General features: G+C 72.7%; 16 protein-coding genes and 2 pseudogenes. 5 read left to right on the forward strand and 13 right to left on the reverse strand.

Going from position 1 to position 20,360, the window contains the following annotated elements:
* Positions 1-12: 12 nt before the first annotated feature.
* Positions 13-600 carry a winged helix-turn-helix domain-containing protein gene (locus FGW37_RS32550; RefSeq protein ID WP_179084363.1) on the reverse strand — a complete coding sequence of 196 codons (588 nt, stop codon included), beginning with the start codon at positions 598-600 and terminating at the stop codon, positions 13-15.
* A gap of 115 nt (positions 601-715) precedes the next feature.
* Here FGW37_RS32550 and def point away from each other — a divergent pair, with 115 nt between their 5' ends.
* Positions 716-1,378, forward strand: a complete 663-nt coding sequence (gene def / locus FGW37_RS32555) for a peptide deformylase (protein ID WP_179084364.1) — start codon at positions 716-718, stop codon at positions 1,376-1,378.
* 349 nt (positions 1,379-1,727) lie between these two features.
* Here def and FGW37_RS34030 read toward each other — a convergent pair whose 3' ends face one another.
* On the reverse strand, positions 1,728-1,856 hold the full coding sequence (locus FGW37_RS34030) for a hypothetical protein (protein WP_343067218.1): 129 nt from the start codon (positions 1,854-1,856) through the stop codon (positions 1,728-1,730).
* 56 nt (positions 1,857-1,912) lie between these two features.
* Between FGW37_RS34030 and FGW37_RS32565 the strand changes: the two are divergent.
* Together FGW37_RS32565 and FGW37_RS32570 are read left to right on the forward strand one after the other, a co-directional pair.
* A pseudogene (locus FGW37_RS32565) lies at positions 1,913-3,315 on the forward strand (MFS transporter).
* Positions 3,312-3,896 (forward strand): TerD family protein, encoded by a 585-nt coding sequence (locus tag FGW37_RS32570; protein WP_179084365.1) that lies wholly within the window; start codon positions 3,312-3,314, stop codon positions 3,894-3,896. The pseudogene FGW37_RS32565 and the gene FGW37_RS32570 overlap by 4 nt, the downstream one beginning before the upstream one ends.
* Positions 3,897-4,188: 292 nt before the next feature.
* On the opposite strand, the pseudogene FGW37_RS32575 reads toward FGW37_RS32570, so the two are convergent.
* Positions 4,189-4,789 (reverse strand): annotated as a pseudogene (locus FGW37_RS32575) (helix-turn-helix domain-containing protein); the annotation flags it as partial.
* A gap of 182 nt (positions 4,790-4,971) precedes the next feature.
* Positions 4,972-6,039, reverse strand: a complete 1,068-nt coding sequence (locus tag FGW37_RS32580; RefSeq protein WP_179084367.1) for an LLM class flavin-dependent oxidoreductase — start codon at positions 6,037-6,039, stop codon at positions 4,972-4,974.
* A 221-nt stretch (positions 6,040-6,260) separates the two neighbouring features.
* Here FGW37_RS32580 and FGW37_RS32585 point away from each other — a divergent pair, with 221 nt between their 5' ends.
* Entirely contained in the window at positions 6,261-6,860 is a 600-nt protein-coding gene (locus tag FGW37_RS32585; RefSeq protein WP_179084368.1) for an N-acetyltransferase, read from the forward strand.
* Between the two features lie 256 nt (positions 6,861-7,116).
* Positions 7,117-8,295, forward strand: a complete 1,179-nt coding sequence (locus tag FGW37_RS32590) for a methyltransferase domain-containing protein (protein WP_246430694.1) — start codon at positions 7,117-7,119, stop codon at positions 8,293-8,295.
* Positions 8,296-8,327: 32 nt separating this feature from the next.
* On the opposite strand, the gene FGW37_RS32595 is transcribed toward FGW37_RS32590, so the two are convergent.
* The 9 genes from FGW37_RS32595 to FGW37_RS32635 form a co-directional block, all read right to left on the reverse strand.
* Positions 8,328-8,612: a hypothetical protein gene (locus tag FGW37_RS32595; protein WP_179084369.1), complete on the reverse strand. Its 285-nt coding sequence runs from the start codon at positions 8,610-8,612 to the stop codon at positions 8,328-8,330.
* A 197-nt stretch (positions 8,613-8,809) separates the two neighbouring features.
* On the reverse strand, positions 8,810-9,733 hold the full coding sequence (locus FGW37_RS32600) for a DUF5995 family protein (RefSeq protein WP_179084370.1): 924 nt from the start codon (positions 9,731-9,733) through the stop codon (positions 8,810-8,812).
* Positions 9,734-9,922: 189 nt separating this feature from the next.
* Positions 9,923-10,156 carry a hypothetical protein gene (locus FGW37_RS32605; protein WP_179085037.1) on the reverse strand — a complete coding sequence of 78 codons (234 nt, stop codon included), beginning with the start codon at positions 10,154-10,156 and terminating at the stop codon, positions 9,923-9,925.
* A 242-nt stretch (positions 10,157-10,398) separates the two neighbouring features.
* Positions 10,399-10,809: an SRPBCC family protein gene (locus FGW37_RS32610; protein ID WP_179084371.1), complete on the reverse strand. Its 411-nt coding sequence runs from the start codon at positions 10,807-10,809 to the stop codon at positions 10,399-10,401.
* A gap of 363 nt (positions 10,810-11,172) precedes the next feature.
* Entirely contained in the window at positions 11,173-12,699 is a 1,527-nt protein-coding gene (locus tag FGW37_RS32615) for an NAD(P)/FAD-dependent oxidoreductase (protein WP_179084372.1), read from the reverse strand.
* Positions 12,700-12,967: 268 nt separating this feature from the next.
* Positions 12,968-14,038: a class I SAM-dependent methyltransferase gene (locus FGW37_RS32620; RefSeq protein ID WP_179084373.1), complete on the reverse strand. Its 1,071-nt coding sequence runs from the start codon at positions 14,036-14,038 to the stop codon at positions 12,968-12,970.
* Positions 14,039-14,086: 48 nt separating this feature from the next.
* Positions 14,087-15,376, reverse strand: a complete 1,290-nt coding sequence (locus FGW37_RS32625) for a glycosyltransferase (RefSeq protein ID WP_179084374.1) — start codon at positions 15,374-15,376, stop codon at positions 14,087-14,089.
* Between the two features lie 13 nt (positions 15,377-15,389).
* Positions 15,390-15,755: an acyl carrier protein gene (locus tag FGW37_RS32630; protein WP_246430695.1), complete on the reverse strand. Its 366-nt coding sequence runs from the start codon at positions 15,753-15,755 to the stop codon at positions 15,390-15,392.
* Positions 15,752-20,359, reverse strand: coding sequence for a type I polyketide synthase (locus tag FGW37_RS32635; RefSeq protein ID WP_281394916.1), 4,608 nt, complete (start codon positions 20,357-20,359; stop codon positions 15,752-15,754). The genes FGW37_RS32630 and FGW37_RS32635 overlap by 4 nt, the downstream gene beginning before the upstream one ends.
* Position 20,360 lies beyond the last annotated feature (1 nt).

Below are 20,360 nucleotides of genomic sequence, written 5' to 3' on the forward strand. Positions count from 1 at the left end.
CTCCTGGCCCTCTCAGGCCTCGTCCGCCTGGTCCGTCTCGTCCGCCGCGTGGGGGAGCAGGGGGAACAGCCGGGTGATGAGGGCCACCGGTCGGGCGCCGTCGGGCCGGGCCAGGGGGCGTTGTTCGCGGTCTTGGTAGGGGGCGAGCGCCCGCCGGACGGCGTTCGCGACCCGGCCCATCTCTTCGGGCGTCAGGTAGGCGATGGCGCTGAAGGCTTCGTCGTGGCGCCATTCGGTCGGCGCGTGGTCGCGCCGGGCGAGCCATCGCTGCCAGCTCTCGTCCTCCAGCCCTCGGGCCAGGTCGCCGAACTGCTCCTCCGGAGATGCGCCGGGGTCGGGGCTGTGCCGCTTCAGGCGCCAGGGGCGTGCGCGGCCCCCGTGGTGAGGGGCATCCTCGATCTGTCCGTGGCGTGCGAGCTGCCGAAGATGAAATGAGCAGAGCCCGGAGCTGTAGCCCAGTCGGGCGGCGGCTTCGGTCGCCGTAACGGTGCCGACTTCGGCGAGCAGGTCCAGCAGGGCTGTGCGGACCTCGTGCTCGCGCAGAGCGTCGCCGGTGTGCCGGGTCCGGCCGGGCGGGGAGTTGAGGTCGTCTTCAGTCACTTTGCAAAGTCTGCTACTTTGCAAAGATCTTGGCAAGCGGATCTTGCTCGGAGACATCAGGCCGCGGTGACGCCCGCCCGCGGCGTATGCGGCATGCGCAGAAGGGGAGACAGCGATGTCTGTTGGTCATGACCGGTCCCGTCCCGTAGACCGGCGAGTCCGTGTGCAGGGCCGACCGGTCGACTCGTATCCCGCCCTGCCACCGGAGGCGGAACGGGGATCGGTGCGCCGGATCACGGTGGTGGGCGAGGAGGTCCTGAGTCGTCCGTGCCGGGAGGTGACCGAATTCGGCTCTCCCGAGCTGTCGGCGTTGATCGACGACATGTTCCTGACCATGCATGTGGCCGACGGTGCGGGCCTGGCGGCCAATCAGGTAGGCGTCGACCTGCAGCTGTTCGTCTACGACTGCCCGGACGAACTCGGGGTCAGGCACGTCGGCCACATAATCAACCCCGCCCTGGACCTGCCCGGCCCGGGTAGCCGCCGGCTCGTTGACGAATCCGAGGGCTGCCTGTCCGTACCCGGCGCCACCATGACGGTCCCCCGTACCGATCGTGCCGTAGTCCGCGGACTCGACAAGGACGGTAACCCCCTCGTCATCGAGGGAATGGGCTATTTCGCACGATGCCTGCAGCATGAAACCGACCACCTCGTCGGTCACACATATCTCGACCGACTGTCCAAACGGGACCGCAAGGATGCTCTGCGGCAGATGGCAGACCGCCGCGAGGACGTCTTCGCGCGACGCGACATCAAGGCCGCCCGACTGGGCCGGTGAGACGCGTGCCCCGCCTGCTCCGGCCGACGACAGCGACGTGTCGCGTGTGTGTCGCGTCTTCACGAGCGTTGCGTCGCATCGCATCGCAACCTATCCGTCCCAGCGCCAACGTGCCGTCCCCGATGGTCCGTCGCTATGTCGCGGACCGCAGCCGCAGCGGCAGCGCGGGCGGCGTGGCACTCACCGCGGCCAGCTCCACGTCCAGTGACGGCAGCGGCGTCGTGGGCGGCGGGCAGATGAACCCCGGGATGCGGCCGGCCCAGGGCGAGCGCCTCGGCACCGGAACGAGGTCGGACAGCGGGCTCAGGTCGAGGCCCGCTGCTGCCAGTTGCGGGCGCGCCTGTTCGACTCACGTGCGATGCAGACCGTGTTCGTCCGCGCCCTTGAGCACCCGGACGCCGGCCACCACCTCCCACAGCGGGGAGATCGCGAAGCGGGTGCGGGCCACATCCTCCAGGCCGAGTTCGATCTCGATCATTCAGCTCAGGGTAAATCAATGGGTGAAGAGGCCGACGGGCGCGCACGGTACCGCGTATGACCGACGTACCTCCGTCCCCGTGGCGGCTGCGCGACTTCCGCATACTCTTCGCCGCAGGCGCCCTCAGCCACCTCGGCAGCAACGCCGGCTACGTAGCGATTCCGCTGCTCGCCGTCAGCGTCCTGGGAGCGGGACCCGGCCAGGCCGGCGCGCTGGCCGCACTGTCCACCGCTGCCTTCCTCCTCATCGGCCTGCCCGCGGGTGCCTGGGTGGACCGCCTGCCGGGCCACCGGGTGCTGGTGGCCGCCGACGCCGCCCGCGCCGTGCTGTTCGCCTCGATCCCCCTCGCATGGTGGCTGGGCGTGCTGTCGCTGTCGCAGCTGTACGCGGTGGTACTGCTGAACGGCTGCGCAACGGTGTTCTTCGATGTCGGATCGCAGAGCGTCCTGCCCGAACTGGTCGGCCGCGAGCGCCTGGTGCCGGCGAACACCGCCTTCGTGAGCCTGATGGCCGGCGCCAACATCGCCGGCCGCGGCGCCGGCGGTTTCCTGGTCCAGTTCTTCACAGCCCCCTGGCGATCCTCGCCGGGGCCACCGCCTATCTTGCCTCCGCCGCCGGCCTCACGGGCATGGGCCGACGGCGCACTCCTGCCGTGACACCGGCCGTCCGGCGAAGGCTGCGAGCCGAGATTGGGGAAGGGCTGCGCCACGTCCTCGGCAGCCGTGAGCTGCGCGCGCTGGCCCTCACCGCGACGCTCAGCAACCTCGGCGCACAGATGATCAACGCCGTACTGCCGGTGCTGTTCAACCGCGAACTGCACTTGCCCGCCGGGGCGCTCGGAACGTACTGGGCGGCCGGCGGCCTGGGCATCCTGCTCGGCGCCACCCTCGCCCGCCGCCTCGCCGCGCGGCTCGGCCACGGTCGCACCCTGGCACTTGCCGGGCTCTGGTTCGCACCTGCCGCGCTCGCCATCGCACTCATCGGCGGCGGGCCGTGGCTGTGGGTGGCCGGTGCCGGGTGGCTCCTGGCCCTGATCAAGACGGGCATCGACAACGTCCTCGGTGTCACGCTGCGCCAGCACTTGGCCCCGGACCCTTTGCTCGGCCGCATGAACGCCACCTTCCGGTTCCTGCTCACCGGCGCCCTGGCCATCGGCTCCGCCCTCGGTGGCCTCATCGGCCAGGCGGCAGGCGTAGGCATGGCAGTCTGGGCGGGTGCGATCTGCATGGCCGGCGCGTTCCTTCCGGTCTTCTGCTCCCCGGTCCGCACGTTGAGAGAGCTTCCCGTAGTCACCACCACGCCACCCGACCGCGCATCAGCGGAGCCCGCCCACGCCGCTCTACGTGGAGCAATGCGGGATGAAAGGGAATTTAGTGGACCGGGTGTCGGGGGCGTCGGAGGCGCCAGGCACACTCTTCGTGTTGCAGTCTCGTACACCAAGAGGATGTTCCACGCATGATTACGCTCAAGAAGGAAGACGGCCCGGCGGACCTGGACGGAGTGACACATCTGTCCATCGGGGTGTCCTGGGACCCCACCGGCGGGAGCAGCGGCGGTGTGATGGGCATGCTCCGCCGCAAGACCGGCACCGACCTCGACCTGATAGCCATCGCGATGCAGGGTGCGGACCCGGTACGCCTGGCGGGCCTGGACTCCCTCGATCCGATGGGCAACGGCTCCGTGGTGCACAGCGGTGACAACCAGACCGGGCGCGGGGACGGCGACGACGAAACGGTGACGGTCGAGTTCGCCCGGGTCCCGGAGAACATCACGTCGATCGTTTTCGTCGCCGCCGCGTACAAGAAGGGCAGCTCCTTCCAGAAGGCGCGCAACATCAGCTTCAAGGTGTACGACGCGAGCGGGGGCAGCTCTCAGCAGGTCGCCGACATCTGGCCGAGCCTGCTCAGCAGCGACAACGGCTGCGCCGTGGCCAAGGCGGTGCGGGCCGGTGGCAGCTGGAAGCTTGAGGTGATCAATGTGACGGGGAAGGTCAAGCAGGGCGACGAGCACGCCCTGATGCGCTTTGCCATCAGCAAGTAATACGGGCGGGTTCAGTGTGGCCCCGGAGCCCTGCCGGGTTTCCGGGGCCGCAGCTTATGACGCGCCCGGTGCCGGCTGCTGGACGCCGTGCGCATGGCCCGCCACCTGGCCGGGCTGACGGTGGAAGTCCTCGGCCGGATGCGCTCGGACCGGCCTGGGCCCCCTGACCACGCGCCCTGCCGCCGGCCCGCGCGACTCCCGAGCCCGGCGACCGCTGGACGTGGCTCGTCACCGCCCGCACCTCACCTGCCCGGCCCGCGCACCCAAACCCTCACGACCCGGCCCGGGGCGACCGCCCGGCGACCCGGCTGCGGAAGAACGCGTGGACCTGCCGTCTGCAGCCGGGCCAGGTGACCGCGGTGTTCGCGACGAAGGTCTTCAGCGCGGCCCAGTATGTGCGGCCTGTGGCCGGGCAGCGTCCATGAGATGTGCAGGTGCGGCAGCAGATGCAGGTGCATCTCGTCGGCGGCCCACACCACGCGCCGCGCTGCAGCCGCTGCAGCCGTCGGACGATCGCTGCCGCGACCGCATCCCGGCGCGGATCGCCGCGGGCGATCGGCTTCGGCCGCCGCCACAGGGTCACCTGCCGCACCCGCCGGTACACGGTGCGCCGAGTGACACGCGGTCGGCCGAGGTAGCGCCACAGGCGCGGAATCGTCCATGGCCCGGGCCGCTCAAGGAGCGCGGCAATCCGCTGTGTCAGCCGCCGGCCACCCAGCCGAGGGCGGCCACACCGCGGCCGATCGGCCGGTCCGGCCAGGACCTCGGTGTTGAACCGGGCGATCCAACGACGCACCGTGGCCGGGTCGCACTTCATCCAGCAAACCGGCGATCTGCGCCGGTGACAGTCCGTGCAGCGACAACAGCACCATCACCGCCCGGCCGGCCACCCGCCACAACGTCGCCGGATGGACGGACCGTTGCGGACACTTCGATCCAACCCCCGGCGAGGACCGTGTCAACGCCCCGCGAGCACAGCTGCCACACGACGATGGGCCTGGCGTTCCGTTCACCGGTGGGGAACCGTATCTCCACGCGTCGGGCATCGGTGGGCCTTGTGGGCCGGAGGGACTGCTCAGGCAAGGAGCTCCACGAGCTGAGCCATCTCCGTGGGCGGGTCGATCACCGGCTGGATGACGAGTTCGTCGACGCCGGCCTGTTCCAGGGCGGTGGTGCGGGTGAGGAGCTCGTCGCGGGTGCCGACCAGGGCCAGGGTGTTCATCAGCGAGGGCAGGACCAGGTCCCGGTCCTCCGGTGCGATGCGGCCGAGGTAGTTGGGGTAGAGCTTGGTGTGCCGGTCCGGCGCCGTGGCGGTGGTGCCGCGGCGGTCGAGGTACCGCTGTACCGCCTCGCGTTCTTCGGGGCCGAGTTGCCCGACGAAGGCGTGGCGGTCGGCGGCCGTGTCGGCGGCAAAGGCCAGCAGCGACATGACGACGTGGCCCGTCGCGTCCCGGGCCGCGTCGCCGTGGGGGTCCTCGTTCTCTTTGAGTATGTGGACCGAGGCGATCAGGTAGGAGTCCGAGCGGGAGCCGGGTTCGCGGGATGCGCCCTGGGCCGCGCGGCGGCGGGCGTCGTGCAGCGTGTGCCAGGCGGTGGGGTCCAGCAGGCCGAAGGAGATGAGGCCGGTGCCGCGGTGGCCGGCGACGGCGGCGGCCTTCGGTCCGAGCAGCGCGGCCACGACGAACTCGATCGGGTCTGCGGTGTTCACGTGCGCCCCGGTGTGCAGGAACCGGATGTCGCGGACCCGGTCACCTTCGCGGTACTCGGTGGCGCGTCCGGCGCACAGGTCCTGCAGTGCGGCGGTGAAGTCCTCCAGCGTGGCCGCCGTGGTCGGCCGCATGCCCAGGGTGCGCCGGGCGGTGTTGCCGGTGCCGACCCCGCAGATGATCCGGCCCGGCGCCAGGGCATTGAGGCTGGCGAGCCCGCTCGCGGCGGCCGGGGCCGAGCGCAGCGCCGGTGAGGTCACGCCGATGCCGAGCTTGATGCGGCTCGTGGCCTTCGCGCACAGGCTCAAGGCGACGAAGGGGTCGCCGTGGACCATCGGGGTGTCGTTGAGCCAGAAGCTGTGAAAGCCCAACTCCTCAGCCTGCACGGCGAGTTCCTCCACACCGGGCTGCGCGGCGACCACGACGCCTGCACGCATCAAGACCTCCAAAGCGTGAGAACCGATCGAACCGGCTCAGCATGACAGGTCCGGCCACACGACGAGATACGCGCAGAACTTCTGCATTCGCACTTAGCCGATCGGGAAGCGGGAGACCGTCGGCTCCCGAGCCCCTGATGCCTTGACGCCGAGCACACCCGTATCCGTTCTACCGGTGATCCCTAGGCGAAATCCCCCGGTATCCGGGAGACAGTGACGGTGTGACCACTTGGACCATCACTGCACTCGGGCCAGGCGACCGGCGGGCCGCGGCGGACGCCGGCAGGCTGACCGATGCGATCTTGGGGTCCGGCATGTTCAGCGTCGGACAAGTCCTTGAAGATCTCCGCGACGGGACCCTGCTCTTCCTGACCGCATATGTGGGAACGCCTCCCGTCCTCGTGGGCGTGGCGACCGCCCGTGTCCTGAACGACGACGACTACCACGACTTCATCGCCCCCATGCCACCCGGCACTCTCCCCGCCGCCCCGCCCTCAGCCGGAGGCCGCCGGATCGGCAGACTGCACTACTCGGCCGTGACCGCGCCGATGCGAGGACGCGGCCTCGGCAGCGCCCTGGCCGTGCACCGCACCGAGTGGTTGAGCGAGCGGTGCACCGAGGCGTACGCGATTTCCTGGCTGCACCGTCAGCCGGGCCGCAGCGACGGCCTGCTCAAGGCCCTCGGCTGGCAGCCGGTCAGCACCCTCCACGACTACTGGCTGCCGGCTACGACGACCGGCGACCACTCCTGCCCCCAGTGCGGTCGGCCCTGTCACTGTGCCGGCCTACTGCTGCGCATGCCCATGCCCAGCCACTTTTAGCCGGTGGCCACCGCCACCCCGCCGGCGGACCAGACCCGCGTGGGGTGCCGCGGCGCCGTGCCGTCTTTCCCGAACAGGGGCCCGCCCCTACTGTGGTTCGCCTCATACGAAGGGGCGAGGAGGCGCGCATGGGCAGGCACGACAAGCAAGACGACGGCGACAAGGGCGATAAGTTGCCGGGTCAGCCGTGGACGCCTCCGAAGGAGCCGCCCACAACGGACGGCGGCTCCCCCGGGGGCGGCGGAAAGCACGGGAAGTGAGTAACTGGCGGGAGCTGGTCGCGGGCCTCGCCGCGGACGGCACGCTGACCGCCGAGTGGCTGCCGGTGTTCGAGGCCCTGCCCCGGACCGGATTCCTGCCCGACGTCATCTGGCGGCACCATGTGCCGACCGGCCACGTCGAAGCCGTGGACCGGGCCCGGGAGCCGGAGCGGTGGCGGGCGGCGGCCGAGTCCGGCGATCCGCTGGTGACACAGTGGGACGACGGCGAGCATCAAGGGCTGGAACAGGGGAGGGTCGCGTCGTCGTCGGCCTCCGCCCCGTCCGTCGTCGCCGCGATGCTCACCGAACTCGATGTGCACCCCGGGCAGCAGGTCTTGGAAGTCGGCACCGGCACGGGCTGGAACGCCGGCCTCCTCGCCCACCGGCTCGGCGCCGGAGCGGTGACCACGATGGAGGTGGACCGCGGCCTCGTCGGCGCCGCCCGCACGGCCCTGGAGCGGATGGGCCTGGAGGCGGTCACAGTGGTGCACGGGGACGGATTCCGAGGGCACCCGCCGAGGGCGCCGTACGACCGGGTGATCGCCACCTGCGGCGTGCACACCATCCCCACCGCCTGGCTGCAGCAGTGCCGGCCGGGAGGCCGGATCGTGGTGCCGTGGGGCACGCGCTTCACCCGCACGGAGGCCACGGCAGCGCTCACGGTCGCCGACGACGGGCGTAGTGCAAGCGGGCCCTTCACGGCGCTGGTGCAGTTCATGAGCCTGCGCGCCCAGCGCCAGGACCTCCCCGCGTACACGCACTACGTGACCGCCGAGTCCCGGGAGAAGGCCGAGGCGGGCACGACGGCGCTGACTCTCGACGAGACGCTCGCGGGTGACTGGGACCTCTCCCGGTTCGCCCTCGGCCTCCTCGTCCCGGACTGCGCGGTCGTCTTCGACGCGCCGCAGGACGGTCGGCGGCCGGTGTGGTTGTGCAGCCTCGGTGACGACCGGTCCTGGGCGTGCGTACTGTTCCGCGAGGACGACTTGTCGTCCACGGTGTACCAGTACGACGGCGGCCGGCGGCTGTGGGACGAGGTCGAGACCGCTCACGCCTGGTGGCAGGAGCAGGGCCGGCCTGGTCTCGGCCGCCTCGGCCTGACCGTCGACGGTGACGGCCAGCACGCCTGGGTGGACACCCCGGATCACGTTGTAGGGTTCCCGAGCACGGTGTGACCGCGCGCACGCTCACAAGACCGGAGCCTGCCTCACGTCCCGGGGCCCTGCCCCGTGACCTCGGCCATCCAACCGTACGGCAGCGCGTCACCGTCCACCGTCACTCGCTCGACGGTCCGTGTCTCGGGGTCGATCTCCGCCTGCACACCCTCGCCCTCGTAGCGAGGGAAGCCCGAGACCCCCACCTCGCCCGTGGCGTCGACGGTCGCGGACCGCAGAGAAGCGCCATGGTGCGGGCGGTTCTCCTCATCGGCGACCCGGGGTTTGAGGGCGATGGTGTAGCGGCTCGGGGCGGAGCGGGTGGGCTGCGGGCTCATGGTCATCCAGGCTAGCCGCGCGGGCGCGCGAAGTCCCGGAAGCAGCGGGGAGCTCCCACACAGGGCTTCCGCCGAACGGCCACCGACTGCGGTAACGGCAAGGCCGGAGGCGGTCGCTGCCGGGCACGTGGACGAGATCGACGGCCGGACGCCGCGTGCAACTGCACCGCCCCGGACGAAACCACCTCCCGGCGATCTCAGCCACTTCCCCGCAGCCGGCCCGGGGCCGACCGCGTGGGCAGTGGCCATGCCCCCTTCACTGTCGACGGGCTCAAGGCGCCGCCCCGCTCCCGGTGGCAGTACCCGTCGCGGACCTGCCCGTAGCCCGGCACCCTCACCGCCGCCAGCAGCCTTCCCCACGTGGTGGCGTTCGTCTCGACGGCCCGCGAGGCCGTCCGCCGCTCCTGCGCGCTGCGGGCGGCGGCCAGCCGACGGGCGTGGTGCCAGGCGTTCTGCCGCCACAGCACCAGCAGCTCGCGCACGGTGAACTGCGCGAGTGGATTCCACCGGCCGTCAGCCAACGCGAGCAGGGGATCGTAGAGACGGGCGATATCTGCGACCGCCGGCACGTACGCGCGGTCCAGGACGGTCTGGGCCCGGTCGAAGTCGCCCTTGCGCGAGGTGCCGTCGGCGCGGACGAGCCCGAGCCCGGCCAGCACGTAGGGCATGTCGCGCTGGATATGGGCGTTCGCACCCAGTAGGGCGTCCTGCCCGGCGTTGCTGTCGCCCGCGCGCGCCGTCGTGAAGGCGATCCGCCACGCCTCGGGCACCGGCCGTCCGGCCCGGTCGGCCTCGTACGACTTCAGGTAGGCGTCCACGAACGCGGCGTTGAGGTCCCCGCCTGCCCACGACGGCTCGGCGAACAGCCCCGGCCGCTCCCGCAACGTACCTCCCAGCGCCTCCTGCACCCGCACGTACAGCGCCGCGAACGGCGCCCGGTGGTCACAGCCCAGCCCGTCGCGGACCTCGGCCAGCGCGCGCTCCCGGACCGCCGCACACCCCACCACCGGTCCGTCGCACCACGCCGGCAACCGGCCCGCCGCACCCGCCGGCGCCACCCCACTGGTCCACAGCACGCCTACCGCCACCGCCACTGCGACCGCCCGCACGGGCTTTCTCACGCGCACACCAGGAGCCCTTCGACGCCGACGGGAAACAGCCGAGGTGCCGCCCCCGGCCCTGCCCAACGACAGGGGCCCGGCGGGGCAACGCGCTGCTCCCGCCCACCACCGGGCAGCACCACGCGCGGCCGTACGGATGACCGGCCGCCGACATGTCCGCGCTCGTCCGGTGCTGAGATCCGCCGGGCGTCAGGCGTGGTCGGTCAGCCCGGAATAGCCTCTGGCCCGCGCGCAGTGGGCGCAGCAGAAGAACATCCCGTCGGTCTCCAAGCCGTGGCCCAGGATGCGGCACCCACAGGTGTCGCAGATCGGCGCGAGCTTGTGCGCGGCGCACTCGAAGCTGTCGAAGACGTGCACGGCTCCCGCCGCGCGCACCTCGAAAGCCAGCTCGTAGTCGTTCTCGCAGACCTCGCACACCGCCATGTCGCTCATTCCTTTGCTGATCGCCCGTCGCAAACGCCCGTACGTTGTCCGGCGCCCGGTGCCTGGTGCCCGGCCGCCAGGATGCAGCACACCGGTCCCCGCGGGCCGGTAGCGCCACGGCGACGTGGGTGATCGGAGGGTGCGCGTCGCCCGCCGGGAGTAACCGGAGGCAACCGGAAGCAATCGGAAGCAGCCGGGACGGCTCCAGGGCAGCCGGCCCCGCCGGGACGGCGGGCGCCCGTTCAGCCGCCGTCGTCGACGCGCAGCCGCACCTGTTCCTCCAGCCGCTCCAGACTCTCCTCCAGTGCCGAGAGCACATGCTCGGCACCTGGGTCGTGGCGCTCGTCGAAGAACGACAGATGGACCGTCACCTCACTGGCCCCGCTGCCGATGCCGGCCACCTGCAGCCATCCGGCGTAGCTGCCGCTCTCGCGCGTACCCCACTCCAGGCGCAGCTGCTCCGGCCGGGCGCGGAACAGTGCGGGCTCGTCCTGGCCGGTGGTGTCCTCGTGCACGGTGACGGCCGGCAGCTCCTCGGCCCGTACGTGCAGTTCCGCCGGCATCCAGCTCTCCAGCCGGCCCACTTCCCCGGCTTGGTCGAAGACATGCTCCGGCAGCGCGGGCATCGTACGGGAACGCTCGTATTCGCTCATGCCCAACCCATCCTTGACGTCAGTGGCCTACCTCTGGTGAGCCCCTGCCTGCCCGGTGGCGGCGCCCGGCGGCGCGCAACCACCCGTTCGCCGCCGGCCGGCTCCGCCCTTCGGCCCTACGCACCGGCACGCGTACCCCGGCTGCGGCTCCTGCGGCGCCCCCGGCACCCGCACCCATCCGCGTGACCGTTCGCCGCATGGAGAAGGGACCCGGCGTGTCCCCACCGTTTCCCGGCTGTGTGGGCAAGAGCGATGGCGGCAGGTTCCGCTGGGCTGCTCGCGCAGGGACACGACGCAGAGATCGGCGACCGGCATCAGCAGGACGGCCCATGCCGGCCGGACCCTGCCGCTGCAGTCACGCTTTCACGGCAGTGTGCTCCGGATAGCGGCGTCGGCGGTCGTGGCGGGCAGCCCGTGATGGAGCCGCGCGGCCCGCAAGTGGTCACGGAGGCGTTCCACGTCCTGCGGGGAGGCCTGCCCGTAAGCGTGGATCATTTCCGGCGACAGGGCGTAGGGCTCGTCGAGCTGGTCGTACAGCCACAGGACACGCTGGCGCACCCGGCCTGCGAGGTCCGCCTCCTCGTCCGGCGACAGTGGCGCCCGGCGCAGCGTACGTGTGGAATCGACCGCGTGCAGGACGGCCTCCTCGACGGAGTCCTCGACCGTCGTCGTCGCGAGGGGGGCCCGTTCGGGTGCGAACCAGGCGAACCGTTCATCCGGTGCCGGGGCGCTGTCGGTCAGCAGGCCGGCCAGGTGGCGGGCGATGACGGGGGAGGCGTGGAGGCCGCTGCGGTAGGCCCCCGTCGCGAACAGCAGGCCCGTCAGCCCGCAGCCCCCGACGAGCGGCATACGGTCCAGGGCGATCGAGCGGATCCCGTACAGCCAGGAGCGCATGACGGAGGACGTCAGGGACTGGTCGAGCTGCGCGCACGCCAAGCCCATGAGCGCTTGGCCGGTGCCCAGGACGGGTCCGGCGTGCGGCCGGCAGGTGACCGTATCGGTCGCCCCGATGTACGCGCCTCCTGCGCCCGGGAACGGCACCACGTGGGTTCCGGGGGTGCCCACAGGAGCCGGCGGCGTGCGCAGGACGGGCCGCTCGCCGCCGACGGGGGCGCGGTCGGTCATCAGTGCCAGGCCGGAGCTGAAAAGCAGAGGGGGAACGGCGCCCGGAGGGAGCAGGCCGGTGGCGAGCTCTGTACTGCCGCTGCCCGCGGCGAGGACCACCGTCTCCGCGGTGTGCCGGCTCCCGTCGGTGAGGTCGACACCACGTACCCGGGCGCCCTCGGCCACCACGCGGCGGACGACACCGGGAACCACACGGACGTTCAGGTTCTTCGCCGCGGTCTCCAGAGCGGTGAGCAGGGAGCGCGCGTCGACGGCGGTTTCCCGGCGGAGGTGGAGGGCCTGCACCGCCCGTGCCTCGGGCGCCGGTCGCAGGCCCTCGATGCGGGACGGATCCTCCAGCAGCTCGTGGGGCTCGCCGTGCGCCATCGCAGCGGCGTGCATCGCCTTGAAGTTCTCGGTGGCCACCGGTCCGGCGTCGGCGCCCAGGACGACGAACGTGCCCGTGGTGAGCGAGGCCCGCAGCGCGTCGGCGGCGGGACCGGCGAGCTCGGTGAGCTCGTCGAGCCAGGCCGGCCAGAGATCCAGTGCTTCGCGCATGACGTCGAACTCGGCGGTCGTCGCCGGGTGATGGCCGACAGCGGTGGTGACCTCGCCGAAGCAGCCGAGCATCGCCCCCGCCACGCTGGAGGCCGCGTCGTTGCGCGCGGGAGGCCCCACCACCGTGATGCGCAGGCCGGGGGCGCGGCGCGCGGCCTCGATCGCGACGGACAGGCCGATCGCGCCGTTTCCCACGACGATCACATCAGCGGTTCTGTCGGTGACCACAATGCTCCTAACGGTGGCGAGCGCGGCGGGTGTGTGACGGCCTTTCTCCCGTGCGCCGCCTGCCGGGGTGCAATTGGCGCGGAGCCGTCGCCGGTACGATCCCTTGCTCCCGGTCCGGGGACGCAAACCCGCCGGTGCGGGCCGTCACTGGAACGGCCCCCGGGTGCGGACGGCCCGGGAGCGGGCCGTCCGCAGGACTGATGTCAGGCCGCCGACCGGGCTGCAACACCGACGGTCCCCGCCCGAGCCGGGCGGTAGCAGTTGTTCCTCACTCCGGGCCCGCGGGTTCCCGGCGTGCCAGGAGCCGGTACGCGTCGGTCACGCGCGCGCCGGGCGGCAGGAGCCCGGTGAGGCGGTCGGCGGCCTTGGCTGCCAGGAGCAGGGGGATCGCGCCGAGGTGCATCGCCGTGCGGACCGTCTTCCGCAGCCTTGTCGGTGCGGCGGGGAACCAGGGGGCGTCAGGGGCGGGGGCGGCGTTGTGCAGGCGGAGGAAGGCGGAGTACAGGAGGTTGACGGGGCCGTTGAAATAGCAGCGCTCCTGGGCGACCACCGTGAATCCGAGATCCTCCAGACGGCGCCGGAGGTTCGCCATGGGCATCAGATGCAGGTGCTGCGGCTGGAACCAGGGCATCCACCAGCGGCCCAGGATGCGGCCGAACCGGCATTCGGGGTCGGGCACTTCGATGAAGAGGTGACCACCGGGAGGCACGACCTGGGCCGCGGCCTGCAGCTCTCGCAGCGGATGGATCGTGTGCTCCAGGTAGTGCTGCATGCTGACCACGTCGTACGCGCCGGCCAGTTCGGCGGCCAGTTCCGGGAACAGGCCGCGGTGGGCGCGCTCGATCCATCCCCGCCGGACGGCCAGTTCGACGCCTTCGGCCCGGTCGAGGCCGTCGAAGACCGTGCCGGGAAAGCGGTCCGCCGCGGCGGCGCAGAAATAGCCGTGTCCGGTACCGATGTCCAGCCACGTCTTCGGCTGGACATGGTCGGCCACGAACGCGGCGCGCTCCTCGTACGCCCGCCGCAGGCTCCCCGCGGTCTCCCTGGCTCGTTCCTCCCAGAAGCCGTCGTAGAAGTCCCGGTAGTAGAAGTCCAGACCGTCCTCGTTGAGCTGCGGGTTCTGGAAGATGTGGCCACAGTCCAGGCACTGGTCGAGGGTGAAGGTGCCCGGCTTGCGTTGCAGCAGGTCCGTGGTGCGGAGGCGTCGGCGGAGGCGTCCGGCGTCGCACCAGGGGCAGGTGGTCCGGGGGGCGTGCCGGAACCGGTCCATGCCCTCGTCGAGGGCGTCGCGGTAGGAGGCCCGCTGCTCAGGAGTGGGGGGCGGCGAGGATGGGCGCATGGGTGAACTCCCTGGGGAGGACGGGGGCGGGGGCGGTCGAGGCGCTGGTCACAAGGCTTGGGCCCGTACCGCCGCTGTGCGGGCGGCCAGGTGTGTCAGGTGCGCGGCCGCGGCAGCCGCGCCTCCCGCCGCGCGGAAGGATTCCCCCACGCGCCGGGCCGCGGCCCGGTAACGAGGCTCGCCGAGGACGGCGTCGAGGGCCGAGCCGATCCGGTCGGCCGTCGCGTGCCGGAACCGGACGCGCAGCCCGGCCCCCGCCCGGACCACCTGGGAGGCGATCACGGGCTGGTCGTACCGGATGGGTGCGACGACGAGAGGCAGTCCGTGCCACAGGGCCTCGCAGACGGTGTTGTGCCCGCCGTGGCAGAGCACGGCCGAGCACCGCGCCAGCAGAGCGAGCTGGGGCACGTGCGGCAGGACGAGGATCCCGTCACCGGTGTCGCGCACGGTGCCGGACGGGTCGGCGATCACCGCTTGGATCGCGTCGGACCGGGCGCGTACCGCCGCGGCGCAGGCCGGGAGGAAGCGTGCTCCGGCGGCGCCGCTCACCGTGCCGAGTGTGATCAGCACGGTGGGGCGCGTGTCGTCCAGGCGGTGCCAGGGGAAGCCGCCGGGGGAGGGCCGCGGGGCGAGGGAGGGCCCGACCAGCCGTACCTGCGGGCCGAATTGCGCGGCCGGTCCCGCCAGGGCCTCGGTGGTGAACATCAGGACGAGCCGGTCCGAACGGCGCGGATCGGACCCGCTGTCCGGCACGCCCGTGCGCTTCCGCAGGCCCTGGACCTGCTCGTCGGCCCATGCCCGCAGCTGTGGCGTGCCGGCGAGCGCTGTGAACTCCGCCGACGTGGTCGCCGAGGTGGCCCAGGGGATTCCCAGCTGCCCGGCCACCAGACCCCCGGCGAGGGCCTGCTGGTCGGCGACGAGCACATCCGGCCGGAACTCCCGTACGGCTGCCCGGACTCCGGGTGCCATGGCCTCGGCGAGCGGCCCCAGACAGTCCTCCCACAGGGATCTCAGCGCCGCGGCCCCCCGCTGCTCCGAGGGCGGCGGGAACGACGCCCCTGGAGCCTGCCCTCCTGGAACCGGCCGCCCTGGATCCGGTGGCCCCGAATCCGGCGGCCCCGGAACGGCTCCGACCGGCCCCGGGGCTCCCGGGGCTCCCGGGGCTCCCAGGGCCGCGCAGGGGAACACGGTCGCCCGCGCCCCCACCAGCGGCTCCACGGCGTACGCCGGACCCGCCCAGGCGACCCGGTGGCCGCGCCGGACCAGCTCCGCCGCGACACCGAGGGTCGGATTGACGTGTCCTGCGAACGGGGGTACGACGAACAGGAAGCCGCTCATGGCCTGTCACTCCTCATACCCGACGCCCCGCCACGCCGGCGGCGTCCTCTGCCCCGGCCGTGTCCTTGTGGAGGCACGAGACGACGTAGTCGACGAGGTCGCCGACCGTGAGGTACATGATCTGGCTGAGGTCGAGTTCTGCGAAGTACTCGGCCATGTTCACTCGCTCCCCGTACGCCGCGGCCAGCCGGCCGCCGAGGTCGGCGAAGTCGATGCTGACCATGTCGAGGTCCTCGTGGAGCGCGGTCTCCCTGGTGATCTCCCCGTCGTGGAAGTCGTCCACGGGCTCCCCGAGAACGGCGCCGACCATTTCGATGACCTCCGCGAGCACCACGGTCCCGTCTGCGGGACCCGCCGGCCTCGTCCGTTCGTCGCTCATGCCGAGTGCCCTTCCTGGATCGCTTCGTCGGTCGCTTCGTTGGTCGCTTCGTCGGTCGTCCACGCGACGACGTAGTCCCTGGTGGTAAGGCCCGGAGGGTTGCCTATGCGCCGGCACCGTACGGACCAGGCTCGTCTCCCGGCCGCCACCACGAGTCCGTCCGGGCGGGCGCCGAGCACCGTGAAGTCGCGGGGACGGCCCCGCAGGCCGCTGCCTTCCGCCTTGGCCGCCGCTTCCTTCGCCGCCCAGAACCGGGTGAACCACAGGGCCTCCGGTTCGCCCGTCTCCGCGCATGCGGAGGCGAGCAGCCGGCGCTCGGCCGGTCCCAGGGCGAACTCGTGGAGATGTACGGGCCGTTCGCTGATCTCCTCGACGTCGATGCCCACGCCGCCCACACCGCCCACACCGCCCGGTCCGCCAGTCCCGCAGGGGCCGCGGTGCCGCACCAGGGCCACACCGGTCTCGGCGCAGTGGGCGAGCGACACGTCCAGTGCGGGCAGGGTCCGGCCGTGCACTCCGGCGACGTACGGTCTGCCCCGTTCGTCGTTGCCCACCTGGATCTCGGCGGGGAAGACCGGGCCTTCGCCCTGCTCCCACAGCAGCTGCCGTACCGCGTCCTTGACCGCGATCCGGCCCAGCAACCACTGCCCTCGGCCGCGCGGGGGCTGCCGCTCGTAGGCGTGCCGTTCGGCGCGGCCCAGATGGTTGCGCATGACCAGGTCGCGGGAGGCGCTGTCGCGCCACCACTCGTGGAGCAGGCTCCACCCGCCGGGTTGCGGCCGGGAGAGGGTGTGACGCTCGGGGAAGCGTTCCACCCTGCGGGTCTCGGGCAGGTTGTCGAAGCGCCGGTCCTGCCAGCCCGTGAGCTCGGCCCACACCCGGCCGCCCGTGACGAGCTGCGCATCGGCTTCGAGCAGAGTGTCCGTCAGCGAGACGATCCTGACCAGGCATTCCACCGGGGTGCCGGGTGCGGGGCCGGGGCCGGAGAAACGGATCTGCCGGATGCCCACGGGAAGTACCGCGACCCGCTCGGACCGGCTCGCCATGATCCAGTAGCCGATGAGCTGGCCGACGTTGTCCAGCAGCGCGCCCGGCGCGGCAGGGGTGGATATGACGCCGCGCACGTGCTGTTCGCCGATGGCCGTGATGTCGGCGAGGCCCCGGAACGACGGGCCGTGGAACATCCAGCGCTCGTCGTAGATCCGGGCCGCCGTGTGCTCGGGCGCGCGTTCGGCTGCCGGATCCGGGCGCTGCGCGCTCCGGCCGGCCTGCGGGTACTGCGGTGCGAGCTCGACGCTCGCCCGTGCGCTCCGGCCGAAGGAGACGTCGAACCTGCCGGCGCCGTCCGGCGACGGGGTTCCCGTGATGCGGACGTCGACGGGCTCGGCGGCGGCCACCCACTGATCGAAGCGCACGTGGTGCACGGCGACCGCCCGCATGCCCGGGACGGCCCGCTCCGCCGCGTGCATGAGGTGGTGGACGATGGTGGTGCCCGGGACGACGGGTCTTCTGTCGTCCAGATCGGGCCAGCCGGGCCGCTGGTGGATGAAGCAGTGGTCGAGCAGGTACGGCATCGCTTCCACGGAGACGGGCAGCACCGTCTGCCATCCGCGGTTCGGCGCGGCGGTATCGATCAGTGCGGCTGCGGTGGCGGCCGTCTCCCGGATGAGCGCGGCGAGCTCGGCGGCAGGAGGAAAGCGCCCGGCGGCCTCCTCCAGCGCGGTGACGCACCGGCCGACGGGATCGGCGCCGGGTTCGCCGGTGCCCGTCGCGGTGGTGCGGGCGAGCGCGAGGTCGCGACGCAGCTCCGCCAGGTCCTGCCCGCTCAGGGAGACGAGTGTGCTGCCCAGGGCGAGCCGGGTCGGCGCCTGGACGGTGACACCGGCCGGCTGTACTCGCCCGGGGGTCGTGGTGGTCGTCGTGGCCGTGGGGGCCGCGGGTGCGGGCGGAAGGGCGGGCTCGATGCCGGCGCCGTTGGTCCACAGGGCCAGGGCCACGCGACGAAGCTGGGCGAGTCCGTCCCTGCGAGGCGAGTCGGCGGCCACGGCGAGGTGGTCCCTGCCCTGCAGCGTGGCGGACACGAGCGAGGTGAGCTGTCCGGTGCCGACCTGGACGAACGCGCGGAATCCCGCGTCGTGCAGCGCCTCGACGAGCGACCGGAAGCGCACCGGCTCCAGCAGGTGCCGGACGAACAGCTTCCGTACGTCTGCCGGGTGTGTGGGGTACGGGGCGGCGGTCGTCGCCGACCAGAGCGGGACCTCAGGGGGCACCAGTTCCAGGCGCTCCGCCTCCGCGGTGATCGGCTCCAGCCACGGGGCCAGCATGGGGGTGTGGAAGCCGGACTGGAACGGCAGGATGCGCCCGAACACCCCCTCGGCACGCAGCGAGCGGGCGACCTCTTCGACCTGGGGGCGAGGGCCGCAGATCATGCACTGCTCGGGTGCGTTGTCATGGGAGAGGACGACGCGGTCGTCGCCCAGCGCCGCCAGCGCGGTCTGCGTCCGCCGGGCCGAGGCGCCCAGCACCGCGAAGGCGAGACCGGGCACGCGCAGCCGGTCGGGGTCGAAGCCGGCCAGGAGTCCGTCGACGGCCTCCGGCGCGTACATGCCGGCCATCGCCATGGCGTTCCATTCGCCGACGCTGTGGCCGGCGACGGCGTCCGGGACGACGCCCATCCGCCGCAGCGCTCCGTCGAGGAGGCGGCCGAGGGCGAACACCTCGACGGCGTGGCGCCCGAGGTCGCCGACGGGCGCCCCCGCTCCGGACGGGCGGCCGGTGGTGGGCGGCAGTCCGAAGTACTCGGCGATCCCGTCCGCCCGGGGTGCGAACTCGGCTTCCAGGCCGGGGAAGACGAACGCGACCCTGCCCGTGGTGCCCGGGCCCAGGAGCGGGGCGGGCGCGTACCAGATGTCGTTGCGGCCGCGCCAGGGACGTTCCCCGGCCACCACGCGCGCGGCCAGCGCGCGCCGCTCCGGGGTCGGGGCCACGATGCCGAGCCGGACCCGGCCGGTGCCCCGGGGGACCGCCGCCGCATGGTCGTCCACGGCCAGCAGGTCCGTGAGTTCCCGCGGGGTGTCCGCGGCCAGGGCCAGGACGCGCTCGGTCTCGCTCACGCCGATCGCGGGCCTGCGGGTGTGCTCATTCCGCTGATCCCGCTGATCCCGCTGTTTCCGTCGTGTTCGCGTACCGGTGGCGGGCGGCGGCTCTTCGAGGACGACGTGGGCGTTGATGCCCCCGAAGCCGAAGGCGTTGACGGCGGCGCGGCGTACGGCCGGGCCGGGCCCGCTCTCCCACGGCTCCGCCGTGCCGGTGACGCGGAACCTCGTACCGGCCAGCGCCGGATGCGGATCGTCGCAGTGCAGCGTGGGCGGCAGCACCCCGTGGTGGACCGCGAGGGCCGCCTTGACCATGCCGGCCGCTCCGGCGGCCGGCATGGTGTGGCCGATCATCGACTTCACCGATCCGAGCACGGCGCGGTCGCCGCCCGCTGCGGGGCCGAACACCTCCGCGAGGGTGGCGAGTTCGGCCGCGTCGCCGGCCGGGGTGGCGGTGCCGTGGGCTTCGAGGAGTCCGAGGCAGTGCGGTGCGCGCGGGTCGAGGCCGGCGGCTCGCCACGCCTGCCGGACGGCCCGTACCTGGCCGCCCGGGTCCGGGCTGAGGAGGCCCGAGGAACGGCCGTCGCCGGAGACCCCGGTGCCGCGGACGACCGCATAGACGCGGTCGCCGTCCCGCTGGGCGTCCGCCAGGCGCTTGAGGACCACGACGGCCGACCCCTCGCCGATCAGGAGGCCGTCGGCGCGGCGGTGGAAGGGGCGGATGCGCTGGCTCGGCGAGAGGGCCCGCAGCTGGCTGAAGACGCTCCACAGGGTGATGTCGTGGCAGTGGTGGACCGCGCCGGCCAGCATCACGTCGCAGCGGCCGGTGGTGAGCTCGGTGACCGCCTGGTCGACCGCCACCAGGGAGGAGGCGCAGGCGGCGTCGATCGTGTAGGCCGGGCCGCGCAGGTCGAGCCGGGCGGCCGTCCGTGACGCGACGAGGTTGGGCACGAGGCCGGCCGCCGCGTCCGGGCTGTCGGCGCCCAGACGGCGGGTGAACGCGGCCCGGACGCGCTCGAGCTGACCGGGTTCCAGGTCGGGCAGCAGCTCGCCGAGGGTACGCACCAGCTGGTGGGCGAACCCCACGCGCTGGGTGAGACGGGCGAGCCCGGCCCCCATGTAGTTGCCGCGGCCCAGCACCACGCCCACCCGGTTCCGGTCGGGCAGCCGCTGCTCGCCGCCCGCATCGGCCACGGCGGCCTGCGCCACGTGCAGCGCGAGCAGCTGATCGGGCTCGGTGCCGGGCACGGCAGCGGGCATGACGCCGGACCGGGCGGTGTCCACCACGGCGAACTCGTCCACGAATCCGCCCCGCCGGCAGTAGATGCGGTCGGCGCCGCGGGCACCGTCCGGGTCGTAGTAGCAGGCGTCCCACCGCTCCGCCGGGACGTCGCTGATCGCGTCCGTGCCGGCCGTCAGGTTCCGCCAGTACGCCTCCAGGTCCGGGGAGCCGGGCAGCAGCACGGCCATTCCGATGACGGCGACCGGCGGCGCCGGTGTGTGCGTCACG

It is taken from the genome of Streptomyces rectiverticillatus, from assembly GCF_013394065.1.
In the GTDB taxonomy this organism is placed as follows: domain Bacteria; phylum Actinomycetota; class Actinomycetes; order Streptomycetales; family Streptomycetaceae; genus Streptomyces; species Streptomyces rectiverticillatus.